We start from the raw sequence: 16,150 nt of genomic DNA, 5'->3' as shown, positions 1-16,150 counted from the left end.
AGTTGATTTAATAAACTTTTTAGCAGCTATCTTCACTCATCACATGCAACCTCTCCGTATTTGAAAAAAGGCAATTTCACCTAATAAAGTTAACTAATAATATTAAAAATGAAAACAAATTTAATTCATTATCAAAACGCTTTGCTTATCAAATTAATTTGAGAGGTGTATACTTTATATAGTTTGTCAAAGGAGTGGTATAACATGAGTACATTTTCTAACGAAGAAAAAGTACAGATTTTATCAGATATTGTGGAAATTAACACAGTTAATGATAATGAACTTGAGGTTTGTAAATATCTACAAAACCTTTTCCAAAAACATGGCATTGAATCTACAATCGATCAAGTAGATGAACGTCGTGCAAATTTAATCGCTGAAATTGGTGACCAAGGGCCAGTAATTGGTATTTCAGGTCACATGGATGTTGTATCTGAAGGCGACCGTTCTCAATGGTCATATGAACCATTTAAATTAACTGAAGATAATGGTTTTTTATATGGTAGAGGCGCCGCGGATATGAAATCTGGCTTAGCTGCGCTAGCAATTTCACTTATCGATATCCAAAATAGTAATGCATTAACTAATGGTAAAATTAGATTTTTAGCCACTACCGGTGAAGAAATGGAACAATTAGGTTCTCAAAGCCTATACGAAAAAGGTTATATGGACGACGTTGAAGCACTTGTTATTGCTGAACCTTGTCAAGATATGCTCGTATATGCACATAAAGGTTCAATGGACTATCGTATTAAATCTAATGGCGTATCAGCGCATAGTTCTATGCCAATCATAGGTAAAAATGCAATCACACCATTACTTAAATTTATTCAAGATATTGATGATGCGGCACAACAAATTTCTAGAGACGTTAAAGGCGAAGCATTTGATTTCTCTAACTTAATTTCAAACTTTAATAAAACATTACCAAATAATGTTACTAAAGATGATGTTGAAGATGTTTTAAGTGGTTTAGTAATAAGTAATACGTTAATTAATGGTGGCGTTCAAGTCAATTCAGTACCTGAATCAGCTACTGCCGACTTTAACATTCGTACTATACCTGAATATGATAACAATCAAGTTAAATCATTATTCAATGAAACTTTATCTAAACACAATGAAAATGGTGGTTCTTTAGAAAGCGATCTTTATTTAGACTTAGACCCTGTATTAACCACAGGTAAAAACTCATTAATCGATACTGCTAAATCAATTGGCGATCGTTTATTCAATAGAGATTTCATAGCATCACCTACAGTTGCTGTAACGGACGCATCTAATTTACTAAAAAGTAAAGACGAATCTTTCCCACTATTAGTATTTGGTCCTGGTGAAAACCCTCACCAATTAGACGAATGTGTAAGCAAAGAGAAATATTTACAATTTATCGATTTCTATAAAGAACTTTTAACAACTTATACAAAATAAATCTATAGTATAAAAAGAGGTTAAGTACCGACGCGTTTACGTCGCTACTTAGCCTCTTTTTTTAATGAATGGTGGTTCCTACAGATTTGCCTTCATGCACTTTCTGGACAATATGTTGCTCTGAACCTGCAGCAATAATGACCTTTTCACACCCGTTATTAATAGCCAGTACAGCATCTTGCACTTTGGGAATCATACCGCCATATATATGCTTTTGTTGAATATAACGTTTTATATCAGTAGCACTAAGAGAATGTTGTACTTCATCTTCGATTAAGACCCCTGGAATATCGCTTAATATATATAACGGAGCAGCTAAGGCTTCTGCTATTTTATAAGCTAACGTATCCGCATTAATATTATATTGTTGTGTCGTTCCTTGTTTTAAACCAATAGAAGCAATGACTGGAATATAATGAGTAGTTAAACGGTTCAACACTTCTGTATTAATAAATGTAGGTGTGCCTACGTAACCATACTTTTTATCAAGTGGTTCAATATCGAAAAATTGTGCATCCATGCCATTCAAGCCTATTGCACTTTGTCCTATTTTGTTTAACTTGGTCACAATTTGCGGATTAACTTTTCCAATTAACGTCTGACAAGTAACATCAAGCACTTTCTCTGAAGTCACCCTCAAACCATCTTTAAATTCCGGTTCCACATTATAATGACTCAGTGCTTCATTAATAAAAGGACCCCCACCATGAACGATGATAGGCTTATAACCCTGTCCTTTCAATTTATATATATCGTCTATAATCGAGTCATCTAAATTTGTTAAAGTACTGCCGCCAATTTTAATTACTATATAACTCATAAAGATTCTCCTTTACGTTCTGTAAGAAGCGTTAATGCTTACATAATCATAAGTTAAATCACAACCGTATGCTACAGCTTGGCCATCGCCATTACCTACTTGTGCGCTAATAACGATATTATCTTCCTTCAAACGCTTTTTCATTTCTTCTTCATCAAATGATAAAAATACACCCTTATCAACGACAGGAAGTCCACATAAGGTTACAAATGTATTCTTTGGATCTACCTTTTCAGATGCATAACCAATGGCAGCTACAATACGCCCAAAATTCGCATCCTCACCGTGAATAGCTGTTTTAACTAAATTAGACGATACGATGCTTTTGGCAATTTTACGTGCTTCATCGATACTTGTTGCCCCTAATACTTTTGAAGTGACTAACTTTGTTGCACCTTCACCATCTTTAGCTATAGCTTTGGCTAAAGTACTGCAAACATACTTCACCGCAGCTACAAATGCTTGCCAATTTGGATGCTTTTCATCTAAATCACTGTGATTAACTTGACCATTCGCCATAAATAACACCATGTCATTTGTACTACAATCTCCATCTACAGTAATCATATTAAAAGAAGAATCAATAGCGGATTTTAATACTTGTTGTAGCTTCGAAGCAGCTATATTCGCATCAGTAGTAATAAAACCTAGCATCGTAGCCATATTTGGATGAATCATTCCAGAACCTTTTGCCGTTCCACCTATAGTAACCTTTTGCCCATCAATTTCAACTTCAACGGCAACATGCTTTGGACATAAATCCGTAGTTAAAATTGCTTTATTAAAGTTTTCACTATAATTGTATTGCTCTTCAAGTACATGTTCCGTACCGTATTGAATTTTATCCATTGGCAAGAAATCGCCTATAACGCCTGTAGAAGCAACGCCAACGTTATTATTTGTTATGTTCAATTTATCTGCGACCCAATTTTGCATATCTTGTGCATCTTTAATACCCTGTTCTCCAGTACAGGCATTTGCATATGCAGAATTAACAACGATTGCTTGTAATGTATTATTAACGGCGATACTATCTTGAGTTAATTGTAACGGAGCAGCTTTAAATCGATTCAACGTATAAACTCCAGCTGCTTGTGCTTCTGTCGTCGAATATATCCATCCAAAATCATGTTTGCTTTTTCTTAAGCCTGTATGTAAACCACCAGAAATAAAACCAAGTGGTGAGCTTACATCTCCAGATTGATCTATTTTAAACTTACTTTCTTCGTCTACTTTTTGTATATCTTGCATCCCATCTCTCCAATCATTAAGGATAAACTGGTAATTGATTTAATCCAGTCATCTGTTCTAAGTTAAATATCTTGTTTAAATTTTGAATCGCTTGACCACTAGCGCCTTTGACTAAATTATCAATAACTGACACGATTATGGCTTGATTATTCGTTTCATCTACATACACGCCAATGTCACAATAATTACTCCCATAAACTTCTTTAGTTTTTGGAAACTCTCCAATATCTCTAATTCTGACAAAATTATCGTCACTATATTTATCTTGATATAAGTTATATAGTTCTTCGACTGACATATCTTTATTTAAATTCACATAAATAGTAGCTAAAATACCCCTTGTCATAGGTATTAAATGTGGTGTAAATGTCACACCGACATGTTGTCCTGCAATTTTAGATAAATATTGTTCAATTTCAGGCTTATGCTTATGCTTACCAATCGCATAGGCGCTTAAGTTTTCATTCATTTCGGCATAATGAACATGTTGTGCTAACGATCTTCCTGCACCTGAAACGCCAGTTTTGGCATCAACAATAATAGATTTTAAGTCGATTAATTGTTCTTCGACTAAAGGATGTAAACCTAATAACGTTGCAGTTGGAAAACAACCAGGATTCGCAATAAGATTAGCTCCTTTTACCGAAGACCACTCTGCGATACTATAATTCGCTTCATCTAATAATGCTTGAGGGGCCGCTTCTTCACCATAAAATTGTTGGTATAAATCACGATCTCTTAGTCTGAAATCACCAGATAAATCGATAACTTTAATACCTTGGTCTAAAAAGCGAGGGGCAAGATGTTTACTTACGTTAGATGGTGTAGCGAAAAATACAACATCACAGTTAATAACTGTTTCCTCTATATCTTCAAAACGATAATCTAAATGATTTAGATGAGGAAATGTATGACTTAATGGTTCATCAGCTTTTGAATGTGAGAAGATGTATTTAATTGTCACTTCAGGGTGATGTTGTAATAAACGAATTAATTCTACTGCGCCATATCCGCTACCACCTACTATGCCTACTTGAATCATTCCATTCATCCTTTCAGAATATTCGGTCTTTTTAAATTATTTTTTTAGTACATTTGTTATTACTTCAACTACTTTACTGATTTCTTCTTCACTAATAACTAATGGTGGTGCTACTCTAATAATATTACCTTGCGTTTCCTTACATAACACACCTTGATTAATCATTTCTAAACAATATGATTGAGCATTTTCATTAAGTTCAATACCGATAAACAATCCCCTACCTCTAACATCTGTAATTAAATCACTATCGATGAGTTGTAATTGATTAAGTAATTTTTGCCCTAAGTCAGCCGAGCGATTAATTAAATCTTCATCAACGAGTACATCAAGTGCTGCCATTGATACTGCACATGCTAATGGATTACCGCCAAATGTTGAACCATGTGTGCCTGGTGTTAATACTTCCATAATCTCTTTATTAGCTAACACTGCTGAGATAGGATAAAGTCCGCCACCTAAAGATTTACCAAGTAAATATATATCAGCTTCTACACCTTCCCATTCCGTTGCTAGCATTTTACCAGTACGACCTAAACCAACTTGAATTTCATCGGCGATAAACAAGATATTATGTTCATCACATAATGCTCTAACTGTTTCAATAAAGTAATCTGGTGGTATATTAACGCCACCCTCACCTTGAATTGGTTCTAATATAATAGCAGTCGTTTTGTCGTTAATTAATGATTTTAAATGTTCAATATCACCAAAATCGATATAATTTATATTATCTAGCAAAGGTCCAAAACCTTGTTTATAGCTATCTTGCGAAGACAATGATAAAGCGCCTAATGTACGGCCATGAAAATTACCATTCATAGCGATAATTTCTGTTTCATTTTCAGGAATTTCTTTAACGTCAGTACCCCATTTACGTGCAATTTTAATAGCCGTTTCGATAGCTTCTGTACCAGTATTCATCGGCAGCACTTTGTCTTTATTAGTTAATTTACAAATTTTTTCTTCCCATTGCCCTAAATTTTCACTATATAATGCTCTAGAAATCATTGTTATTTTTTGACTTTGTTGTTGAAAGGCTTCAATAATTTTGGGATGACAATGTCCATGATTTACTACTGAAAATCCAGAAATGCAATCAATGTACTCATTACCATCGATATCCCAAACTTTAGACCCTTTACCTTCACTTAATACTAGTTTTGTCGGACTATAGTTGATTGAACTATATAAATCTGTATGTGCGATTAAGTCGTTCATTATAACCCTCTTCCTATTAATTATTTATTCTGAAATTTGAATTAATATTCGTTATCATACACCTCATTTTTTAATAAGTCAAACATGATTTCGATATTTTCTCTCTTTTTCAAAAATTCTAAAATACCTAGAAGACAACATTTTTATCTTACATTTTATAATTAGAAATAAAGTTGAGCCATTCATTTTTTCTATACTATTATGCAAAAATTATGCACATGCACATAACTATTTATAACGTTTCTATGATACTTCTTCGTTTACTTCAAAATATAAAAAAGTACCAGCAGAACAATATTGCTTGCTGGTATTTTTCACATGATTTAATTACTCTTAAACGTTTGCTTAATTTTTATTTTCTGCTGCGTGCTGTTTATCTAAATCTTCTTGCATCTCTTTATTAATTCTCTTAGCACGTTTAAAGTAAATACTTTCAAAATGACTGATTGTACCTAATTTATAGAAAATAAGTGCAACGATAGCCACAACTAAGAAATCATATGGATAGTGGATTAAATTAATACCATTAAACTCTTTACTTCCAATAAATGATAATAATGAAAGCGCAATTAAATAAATTATAATCCATAAACTACCATTAACTTGTTTCTTAGTATTTTTCCAATTCATTTTATATTCATAGAAGAAATAAACTGGTAAACCTAAAATAATGATAAATATAACTTCAGCAGTCGTTGGCCACTTCGCCCAATAAATAGTTAGTGAAGCTAGCACGAATGAAAATGGTGCCATAAACTTCAATAGATTAGCACGGAATGGTCTATGCATTTTTGGTCCCATCTTACGCAAGGCAATTACTGTTGTTGGACCTGTTAAATAAGCAACTAATGTCGATGTTGAAATAACACTAGCTAAGACTGCCCAATCACGGAAAATAGCAACCATTATCATACTTGTGATTGCATTAAAGATAATAGCAATACGTGGAATTTGATACTTTTTATTAATTTTCCCTAAAAATTTAGGAATGTGACCATTTTGTTCCATAGCTTGTAATACGCGTCCTGTGACGGCAACAAACGATACACCTGTACCAAAAGGTGATACAAATGCTTCGATGTATAACAAGATTGCTAGCCAGTTTAAACTTAATAAAATAGCCATGTCGGCAAATGGTGAGTTAAAGTTAATACCTGCCCAGCCATGGTTATGAATCATTGATGATGGCATAGCCGTAATAAATGTACTTTGTAAAATAATGTACAATACAGCACTTAAAGTTAATGAAATTGCGATACCACGTGCTATATTTTTATCAGGTTTTGTGATTTCTGAACCCATATTAATGATTGTTTGGAATGCATTAAATGAGAAAATTATACCTGAAGCTGTTGTCGCTGCAAAGATAGGTGCAGAACCATATGGCATAAACGTACTTGCTGTATGGCCATAATTACCCGTATCAAAACTAGAAATCATTAACATGATAATAGTCAAACACGGTACACCTAGTTTGAAGATTGATATTAAGCTTGTAAATGAAGTTAATAATTTAACTGACCAATAGTTTAATAAAGAAAAGATAATAATAATTACAAATGTTGCAAGTAAACCGATATTACTAATCGATCCACCTGCCATTAGATGATGCATTGGTTTCGCCCAATCCCAAGGCCATGAACTCATGTATTGAACTGCAGAAACAGCCTCAATAGGGATAATTGTTACAAGTGAAACCCAATTCGCCCAAGCGGCAATAAATCCTAATAAAGAGCCATGGGTATATTGTGCATAGTTACTCATACCACCAGATTGAGGGAACATTGTTCCTATTTCAATGTAGTTATAAGCTATTGTTCCAATTACAATAAAACCAATAACCCATGAAATAATTGCGGCTGGTCCAGCTAGTGAGGAAGCTTCCCATGCCCCAAAAAGCCAACCTGAACCTATTAGTGAACCCAAACCTAATAGCACAAGTTGTGGCAGATTAATCTTACTATTCGTTTCTTTTTTATCCATAAAAACCCCTACTCTTTTTCGTCTTTAAAAGTTAAAATTTATGTTGTGTAACAACAATATTCAATTTATTGTATAGTCTGTTATTATACGCATATTTACAAATCAGTCAAACTAGAAAAAGATATAACATTTTTTGCATTTTAATACACTATATGGATGAAAATTGCATATTCAATAATATGAACTAAATGAACTTTAAACCTTTTGTTTTGTGGTGGTGTGGCCGTTTGATATGCTAATTATTTATTCATTTAACGGATATATTTACTATGAGCCATATCAAATAAAATATCATTCTAAATAGCTCTACAACAGTTTGCAAATCTAATTTAAGCATTCTAAAAAATTATTATTGCAATTTTACATCTTTACTTATGTTTTCTTTAATATAGTGTAATTTTTCTTTTATATTTAGCTTAAAACCTTAAATTTGCTTGTTTGTCATGTAACACAAATAGCAATCACTTATGGTAACATTTAATCTTGATTTTTTATACTACGAGCCCTTAATAACCATATTAAAAACCTATATTTACGCAGTATTTTTTTGCGTGAATATAGGTTTTTAATATATAAATATTTTATTCTTTATCCCACCAAAGTGCATCCTTTGGATTTTTTATGACTTCCTCGTAATCAGATTTATTTTCAACATTAGGATATGCGCCACGCAATGATTTGTTTGACGTAGATTTAAACATAAACCCGAAGATAATTAGCCCTACTACGTTAATAAACATTAAATAATATGAAGGCGCAATCTTTTGTCCAGTAGTACTAACTAATGTAGATAAAATAAATGGCGTTAAACCACCAAACACTGCTGCACCAATATTATATACTAATGATAATGTTCTTAACCTTACTTTAGTATGGAACATACTCGGTAAGACTGAAGGCATGACACCCTCAAATGTTGCCATGAAGAGCGCTATAATAAATAACCCCACAATAACTAAAGGTATAGAAGGTATGCTCATCAAGTAGAAAGCTAAAATAGAAAATAGACTGAAACCTACTAAACCAAACATTGTTGCTTGTTTATTTCCGACTTTGTCGCTATACCAGCCGAAGAAAAAGACAGCTGGAATCATGATAGCCATCGTAATAGTACTTAATATAGAACTAACTGTTCCGCCAAGGCTAAGCGTACTATTTAAGAATGAAGGCATAAATGATAACACCATATAATTAGCTACGTTTAAAAAGGCTACACCTGTAAAACATACTAGAACATCTTTCCAATAATATTTAAAAATATCTAAATAAGAATATTCTAGTTCTTCTTTTTCTTCTAATGTCGATTCGTAAGCCGGACTTTCATCTAATGTAGTACGAAGGAATAGTCCGATAATGCCCAATGGTGCAGCAATAATGAACGGAATTCTCCAACCCCAATCTTGCATTTGTTGATCACTTAAAAGTGAATACATTATACCAGCTAAAATAGCCGCCATTATGCTACCACTAAGTGTACCTATCTCCAAACCACTACCTAATTTCCCACGTGTTTTATCTGGAGAAGTTTCGGCTATATATGTCATTGCACCAGCGTATTCACCGCCTGTTGAGAATGATTGAATCATTCTAACTACGAGTAGTAATATTGGTGCCCAAATACCAATTTGTTGTTGTGTTGGTAATAAACCCAAAACTAATGTGGATACAGCCATTAATATAATCGTTGTCGCTAATACAAGCTTTCTACCATGCTTATCCCCAAGATGACTGAAAAAGATACCGCCCACAGGTCTGACAATAAAAGCAAAGGCAAAGACCGCAAAAGTAGATGCCATTTGTATTTCCTGTGGCATATTTCCAAAGAAATTATGACTTAAAATAACTGCTAATTGTGCATATAACCCAAAATCAAACCACTCAATCGCGTTACCTATTCCCGTCGCAACGACACTTTTAGTAGTCTTACTTGAGTCCACATAATTAACATGTTCTTTTTTGAATTTCACATTAAAACACCCCTTATTTATATCTATTTAAACAAATATCCTATTAAATTGTTAATAAACACATTATTACAAAAAGTGATAGTTTAATTTTACAGTTGTTTCATTATATTACTTTTTTATTTTCACTATGAATTAATTATTTTATATCTCGATTTTATAATTTATCTACTTATTATAAATGTATTAATTAACACTTTATATATTGATTAATTTTATTTCGATTACTTTTTAATATTGCATAAAATGTAGTATAATTCGTTTGAGGTTATATTAAATGAACTACGATTATTTATGAACTGAAATTAACTCAAATGAATTAAAGACAAGGATGTATGTAGGTGCCTATTCAAAACAATTTAAAAAAAGTAAAAAACATCTTGAAACTGCCCGTGGCGTATTATTCATATAAAACGGCTAATGAGAATACAGATGATGCAATTAAATATGATAGTTTAAAAAATTTATACCCCTTGTTAAAAAAGCAAGCTGGTTATTATGCGGAACTTTCAAATTTGGCATTTAATCAACACAAATGGAATGACGCATTACATTATATTAATAAAGCTATAGACCACGTAACTAGAGAGCAACGCTATTTGTTCTACAAACAAAAGGCTTTAATTTTAGAACAACAAAATAAGCCACAACAATATATAGACTTTTTAGCTGATTATTTAAAATACTATCATCAAGACAGTCAAGCTTTATTAAAAATGGTACGAACACAATTAAAACTTCATAATACTAAAACAGCTGTAAGTTATTTAGCTCAATATTTAAAGCAACACCCTAATGACTATGAATATCATTTAGAAATAGCTCAATATTACTTAAAACTAAAAGAATATAACCACACAATTGAACACGCGAACTATTATTTATCTCGTTATACAGCTAATGCCAAAGCTTTATTATTAATTATCGACGCTTATAAAAAGCACAAGCAATATAACAAAGCTGTACCTTATATTAAAAAATATTTAGCATCACATCCCACAGACGTTGCAAAATCTTATCAATTAGCTAGATATTACGACAAACAGGGAAAACATCAAGAAGCTGTAGACTATTATAAACACACAATCAATAATTCTGTGGATCAATATTCTGCTAGAGAACTTTCAAACTTAAATTATGAGCTTGGATTAATCCAACTTAAATTAAAAGATAATGTTTCAGCTGATAATAGTTTTAATGAAGCAGTGTATTTAAGTGGTGACAACAAAGCACATACTTGGGGAATTGGCGTAATTCATGAAAAAAATGAGCATTGGCAATTAGCGGTTGATGCATTTATAAAACAATTGGATTATTTACCTGATGATGCGTCCCTAATTTACAAAATTGGGACTCTTTATAGAAAGTTAAAGCAACCTCACAATGCAATTCATTACTTTGAACAAGCATTACAAAGAGATAAGGTGTTATCTCCATGGCATTATAATTTAGCTGTTAGTTATGAAGATATCGGTGATTTTAAAAATGCCGAGAAATGGTTCGAAAGTGCAATTCAGCGTCAACAGACTCATAGACCAGGTAACTACCGTAAACTTGCCCGAATCTATAATAAATTAGGTAAATTTGAACAAGCATTAGATGCTTATAATGAAGCTGAACTATTTAGTATGCCAAGTAATATGGGTAAAGCAACTTACGAAAAAAATATTAAAAAATTATCTATTCGTTATGGTATTAGTTACGAGCATTACAACATAGATGACAAAATGGTATTTTACGAAAGTTTAAGTGGCGCGCGTGTTATGTGTAACCCAGCTGGCGTGTTTGATTATGTGCTAGATCACAAAGACTTTGAAGATTTTACTCATGTATGGGTTGTAAATAATTTCGATAATATTCCTAAATTACTAAGACAGAGAGATAATATTATCTTTGTAAAACGTAATTCAGATGCTTATTTCAAATATATTTCTATCGCTAAATATTTGATTTGTAATTCAACGTTTAGTGACTTTATTACACGTAAACCTGACCAAAAATATTTACAAACGACTCATGGGGTATTTTATAAAACTGTAGGTCGTGACAGTGCAGGTACGCAACTGGGGGTAGCTGGCAGCACACGAAACCTTTTACAAGCGACACATATTTTGTCGCCGAATGATTTTATGGTAGGCAAACAAAAATCTGCTTACTCAATCGAAGGTATCTATTCTGGGCAAATGGCGAAAGCAGGTTACCCTCGTATAGACGTAACTTTAAATGCTAGTGAAGAACTACAAGAATACATGAAGAACCATATTAACAATCTAGATAAAACTAAAAAAATTGTGTTATATGCGCCGACATGGCGTGGCGAAAATAAAAAAGGAAATAGTTTCGACACTGAAAAACTAGTGAATGATTTATCACAATTAGCTAAATTAGATGCCAACATATTATTCCGTGGCCATACTATAACTCAAGGACTTTTAAAGAATGTGAAACTACCTGAAAATATAATATTGCCGCCTAATGATATTGCAACAAATGAATTATTAAACATTACTGATGTGATTATTTCAGACTACTCAAGTGTATTTTTTGATTTTATACCGACTGAACGCCCAATAGTCCATTATATTTATGATATAGATGAGTACGTAGCAAATAGAGGATTAAATTTGTCTACTGATGAGTTACCTGGTTTTATCGCTAAATCTACAGAAGAACTGGTAAATGCTGTTCAAAAAGGTTTAACAGATCCTACACCTTCACCACAGTATTTAACAGCTAAAGATAAATTCTGCCCATTAGACAAAGGTCATTCAGGTGAAGCCGTGGCAAAATGGTTCTTTTATGGTGACACAAGCCAAGTTGAGATTATAAAAGAGAACAACTATAAACAACGCGATTTATATTTAGGTGGCAACTTCTCCGACACGGACGTGCTACCAACATTTGTAAAAGATGTGAATAATCGGATTGCTGACGGTCATAGTGTTTCTATTATGTTAAAAAAACAAATCAGTGAAGACGCTGAAAAATTCAACTATATGAATCAATTAGATGATTCAACCAATTTTCTTGCTCATGCTGGCCCTATGCCGATGACTTTAAAAGAAATGATAGCAATTGCTGACCTAAAAAAAGAAAATGTATATCATGATGTCACAATGAAACAGGCACGTAAGGCTGCTTACGAAAGAGAAACGCGCCGTTTATTTGGAGATAGTACATTTGAATACGTAGAAAATTTAGAACAAACGTCTCCATATTGGCAAGGCATATACGAAATGCTATCTGATAAAAATTAATAATTTAAAAGAGTCTGAGACAAGTATGATGTCTCAGACTCTTTTTTTGTCACCGATTATCAAAACACACCATGCTATAATAAAATTAGTATAAAAGTAAAGGGAGGATCGAAATATGAAACATATTTATTTTAATCATGATGGTGGCGTAGATGACTTAATCTCATTATTTTTACTATTACAAATGGACGATATTAATCTTATCGGTGTAAGTGCTATTGGTGCAGATAGCTATGTAGAACCTGCTACTAGTGCTTCTCAAAAAATCATCACCCGTTTTGGTCAAACTAAACTAGATGTGGCTGCATCTACTGAAAGAGGAAAAAACCCCCTCCCAAAAGAATGGCGTATGCATGCATTTTTCATAGATTCCTTGCCTATTCTCAATGAAGCGATAAATGATTTGTCATATCAAACGACCCATACAGCCGCCGAAGATATTGTCCAAAAATTAAAACAATCTTCAAGCAAGGTTACACTATTATTTACAGGTCCACTTACTGATTTAGCAAAAGCTTTATCATTGGAACCTTCCATCGAAAATCAAATCGAGCGATTGGTTTGGATGGGCGGCACATTTTTAGATAAAGGTAATGTTGAAGAACCTGAACATGATGGCACAGCCGAGTGGAATGCCTTCTGGGATCCAGAAGCTGTTGCTGCAGTTTTCAAAACTTCTATACCTATAGAGATGATAGCGTTAGAAAGTACGAACCAAGTGCCTTTAACATGGAAAGTAAGAAAAATGTGGGCACAAGAACGTCATCATACCGGTGTAGATTTTTTAGGCGTTTGTTATGCCGCCGTGCCACCACTCACACATTTCCAAACTAATTCAACTTATTTCTTATGGGATGTATTAACTACTGCTTATATAGGCAAACCCGAACTTGTAAAAAAACAAAAAGTTAAAGCTTCTGTTATTACTAACGGTCCTAGTCAAGGCAAAACCTATATAGACGAAGTACATGGTCGAGAAATAAATCTAGTAAATCACGTTGAACATGATGCTTTTTTTAATTATATCACTTCACTAGCTAAAAAAGTTATCCATTAAAACATTAAAAGAGACCTTAAACATTATGTTTAGGTCTCTTATTGATATATTATAAGACTGTTTCATTTTCACGCTCATGTATCATTTGAGTAATCGTATTTTGTTCATCCATAACTGCTACTTTAGGTGCATGATTAATTAACTCTTCTTCGTTCAATTGAACATAAGTCATAATGATAACAACATCATCTACTTCGACTAATCTTGAAGCAGCACCATTCAAACAAATCTTCCCACTACCTCTTTCGCCTTCAATAACATACGTTTCAAAACGTGCACCATTATTATTATTAACAATTGCTACTTTTTCATTAGGTGAAATATCTACCGCTTCAAGTATATCTTTATCAATAGTAATACTACCTACATAATTTAAATTGGATTCTGTTACTCTAGCTCTATGAATCTTTGCATTCATCATTGTTCTAATCATCTTAGTTATCTCCTATTATAACGTTATCGATTAATCTAGCTTGTGAAAACTTTACTGCCAACGATATAAATATTTTACCTGAAATGTGCTGTTGTTCGATTAATTCAGGATAACTATATACCGCAACTTCTTCGATATGACCGCTTGTATTTTGTGTTAAATAATGATTAATTTCAGCTATAATTGTATCACTATTACGCTCACCATTTTGATATAAACGTTCGGCTAGTTTCAAACTTTGATACAAATGAGGCGCCTCTTTACGTTCTTTATCAGTCAAATATACATTACGTGAGCTTTTAGCAAGACCATCCGCTTCTCTAACTATATCCACTCCACGAATTGTAATATTGTGATTGAAATCTATGACCATTTTTTCGACAATCGCCAATTGTTGTGCATCTTTTTTGCCAAAATACGCGACATCCGGCTGCACTATGTTAAACAATTTATTGACGACTGTAACTACTCCGTCAAAATGCCCTGGTCTTTTTTCACCTTCTAATACTGTTGCCAATCTACCAACCGTAACATTAACGTCTATAGCTCCTGGATACATCTCTTCTGTAGCTGGATAAAATACATAATCGACGCCTATATTCTTAACCATTGCCACGTCTTGTTCGATTTGGCGAGGATAAGCATCAAAGTCTTCATTTGGACCAAATTGCAGGGGATTAACAAATACACTAATAATTGTAATATCTTGTTCTTTTAAAGATTGTTTCATCATAGTTAAATGACCATCATGCAATGCGCCCATAGTAGGTACAAAGCCTATCGTCTTGTCTTGCCGTTTAAACTCTGACATTAAAGTTTGCATCTTTATGATATCAGTAATTACTTCTGTCAATCTGGTGTCACCTCATCCCAAATCTTTTTCTTGTATGTGTGTTCAGCTGAAGGGAATGTGCCTTCCCTAACCTCTTGATGATATTGAGAAAGTCCGTCTATACCAATGCTAAAGTCACCAAATTGTTTAACAAATTTGGCTGATCGTTCAACTCCATAATTTAGTACATCATGATAAACTAACACTTGTCCATCCGTACCATTACCGGCGCCTATACCTATAACAGGAATCGTTAATGTTTCACTAATCTTGTGAGCAAGGTCACTTGGCACAGCTTCTAATACAACCATGACTGCTCCGGCTTGTTCCATTTCTTTGCAATCTTGTATTAACTTTTCAGCTGCTTCTAAAGTAGAGGCTTGCATTTTATATCCCATAATTCCAACACTTTGAGGTGTTAAACCCAAATGTGCCACGACAGGAACACCTATATTACTACAACGTGTGATAAAGGGCGCAATGTGTGTCCCTTCAACTTTAATAGCATTAGCATTACTTTGTTGGTATAACTGTTTCGCTAATAATAAATCTTGTTCTTCACTAACACCAACCGTACCAAACGGCATATCTACTACTACAAAAGTATTTGGTGCACCTCGTCTTACAGCCTTACTATGATGAATCATATCTTCGAGCGTTACTTCTACTGTACTGTCATAGCCTAATACGGTCATCCCTAAAGAATCACCTACTAAAATTGTATCTATACTTGCTGCTTCGGCTTGTTTTGCACTTGGGTAGTCATAAGCAGTAATCATTGAAATTTTCTCTTTTTGTTCTTTCATTGATAATAATTGATTTAAAGTTTTCAATATTATTCTCCTTATTTGTTATAATA

Annotated in this window: 12 protein-coding genes; 3 read left to right on the top strand and 9 right to left on the bottom strand. The window is 33.3% G+C overall.

All coding sequences use genetic code 11. The annotated features are described in order from the left end of the window. Positions 1-204: 204 nt before the first annotated feature. Positions 205-1,431, top strand: coding sequence for an ArgE/DapE family deacylase (locus tag ISP02_RS01440; RefSeq protein WP_195719894.1), 1,227 nt, complete (start codon positions 205-207; stop codon positions 1,429-1,431). Positions 1,432-1,492: 61 nt separating this feature from the next. On the opposite strand, the gene argB is transcribed toward ISP02_RS01440, so the two are convergent. The 6 genes from argB to ISP02_RS01410 all read right to left on the bottom strand — a co-directional run bounded on the left by argB (position 1,493) and on the right by ISP02_RS01410 (position 9,715). Further along, positions 1,493-2,251 (bottom strand): acetylglutamate kinase, encoded by a 759-nt coding sequence (gene argB, locus ISP02_RS01435; protein WP_195719893.1) that lies wholly within the window; start codon positions 2,249-2,251, stop codon positions 1,493-1,495. 12 nt (positions 2,252-2,263) lie between these two features. Beyond that, on the bottom strand, positions 2,264-3,502 hold the full coding sequence (gene argJ / locus ISP02_RS01430; protein ID WP_195719892.1) for a bifunctional ornithine acetyltransferase/N-acetylglutamate synthase: 1,239 nt from the start codon (positions 3,500-3,502) through the stop codon (positions 2,264-2,266). Positions 3,503-3,518: 16 nt separating this feature from the next. Beyond that, positions 3,519-4,544, bottom strand: a complete 1,026-nt coding sequence (gene argC / locus ISP02_RS01425; protein WP_195719891.1) for an N-acetyl-gamma-glutamyl-phosphate reductase — start codon at positions 4,542-4,544, stop codon at positions 3,519-3,521. Positions 4,545-4,580: 36 nt separating this feature from the next. Further along, a complete protein-coding gene (rocD, locus tag ISP02_RS01420; RefSeq protein ID WP_195719890.1) occupies positions 4,581-5,765 on the bottom strand; it encodes an ornithine--oxo-acid transaminase in 1,185 nt (394 codons plus the stop codon). 345 nt (positions 5,766-6,110) lie between these two features. Continuing rightward, a complete protein-coding gene (locus tag ISP02_RS01415; RefSeq protein WP_195719889.1) occupies positions 6,111-7,748 on the bottom strand; it encodes an APC family permease in 1,638 nt (545 codons plus the stop codon). Between the two features lie 581 nt (positions 7,749-8,329). Further along, on the bottom strand, positions 8,330-9,715 hold the full coding sequence (locus ISP02_RS01410) for an MFS transporter (RefSeq protein ID WP_195719888.1): 1,386 nt from the start codon (positions 9,713-9,715) through the stop codon (positions 8,330-8,332). Positions 9,716-10,053: 338 nt separating this feature from the next. On the opposite strand from ISP02_RS01410, the gene ISP02_RS01405 reads away from it, so the two are divergent. Beyond that, a complete protein-coding gene (locus ISP02_RS01405) occupies positions 10,054-12,969 on the top strand; it encodes a CDP-glycerol glycerophosphotransferase family protein (protein WP_195719887.1) in 2,916 nt (971 codons plus the stop codon). Between the two features lie 115 nt (positions 12,970-13,084). Further along, entirely contained in the window at positions 13,085-14,026 is a 942-nt protein-coding gene (locus ISP02_RS01400) for a nucleoside hydrolase (protein WP_195719886.1), read from the top strand. Positions 14,027-14,075: 49 nt separating this feature from the next. On the opposite strand, the gene panD is transcribed toward ISP02_RS01400, so the two are convergent. The 3 genes from panD to panB are packed head-to-tail and all read right to left on the bottom strand — an operon-like array spanning position 14,076 to position 16,124. Beyond that, positions 14,076-14,459 (bottom strand): aspartate 1-decarboxylase, encoded by a 384-nt coding sequence (gene panD, locus ISP02_RS01395; protein ID WP_195719885.1) that lies wholly within the window; start codon positions 14,457-14,459, stop codon positions 14,076-14,078. Position 14,460: 1 nt separating this feature from the next. Further along, entirely contained in the window at positions 14,461-15,312 is an 852-nt protein-coding gene (panC, locus tag ISP02_RS01390) for a pantoate--beta-alanine ligase (RefSeq protein ID WP_195719884.1), read from the bottom strand. After that, positions 15,309-16,124 carry a 3-methyl-2-oxobutanoate hydroxymethyltransferase gene (panB, locus tag ISP02_RS01385; protein WP_195719883.1) on the bottom strand — a complete coding sequence of 272 codons (816 nt, stop codon included), beginning with the start codon at positions 16,122-16,124 and terminating at the stop codon, positions 15,309-15,311. Before panB ends, panC begins: the two co-directional genes overlap by 4 nt. Positions 16,125-16,150 lie beyond the last annotated feature (26 nt).

The organism is Staphylococcus durrellii, assembly GCF_015594545.1.
In the GTDB taxonomy this organism is placed as follows: Bacteria; Bacillota; Bacilli; order Staphylococcales; family Staphylococcaceae; genus Staphylococcus; species Staphylococcus durrellii.
Note: the sequence above shows the minus strand (reverse complement) of the source record. Positions and strands in the feature narration are given on the sequence as shown.

Bases quoted from the DNA above. Each gene is read 5' to 3' on its own strand.
- argC (WP_195719891.1), bottom strand. From the start codon at position 4,544: ATGATTCAAGTAGGCATAGTAGGTGGTAGCGGATATGGCGCAGTAGAA.
- ISP02_RS01400 (WP_195719886.1), top strand. From the start codon at position 13,085: ATGAAACATATTTATTTTAATCATGATGGTGGCGTAGATGACTTAATC.
- panD (WP_195719885.1), bottom strand. From the start codon at position 14,459: ATGATTAGAACAATGATGAATGCAAAGATTCATAGAGCTAGAGTAACA.
- ISP02_RS01440 (WP_195719894.1), top strand. From the start codon at position 205: ATGAGTACATTTTCTAACGAAGAAAAAGTACAGATTTTATCAGATATT.
- argJ (WP_195719892.1), bottom strand. From the start codon at position 3,502: ATGCAAGATATACAAAAAGTAGACGAAGAAAGTAAGTTTAAAATAGAT.
- argB (WP_195719893.1), bottom strand. From the start codon at position 2,251: ATGAGTTATATAGTAATTAAAATTGGCGGCAGTACTTTAACAAATTTA.
- rocD (WP_195719890.1), bottom strand. From the start codon at position 5,765: ATGAACGACTTAATCGCACATACAGATTTATATAGTTCAATCAACTAT.
- ISP02_RS01415 (WP_195719889.1), bottom strand. From the start codon at position 7,748: ATGGATAAAAAAGAAACGAATAGTAAGATTAATCTGCCACAACTTGTG.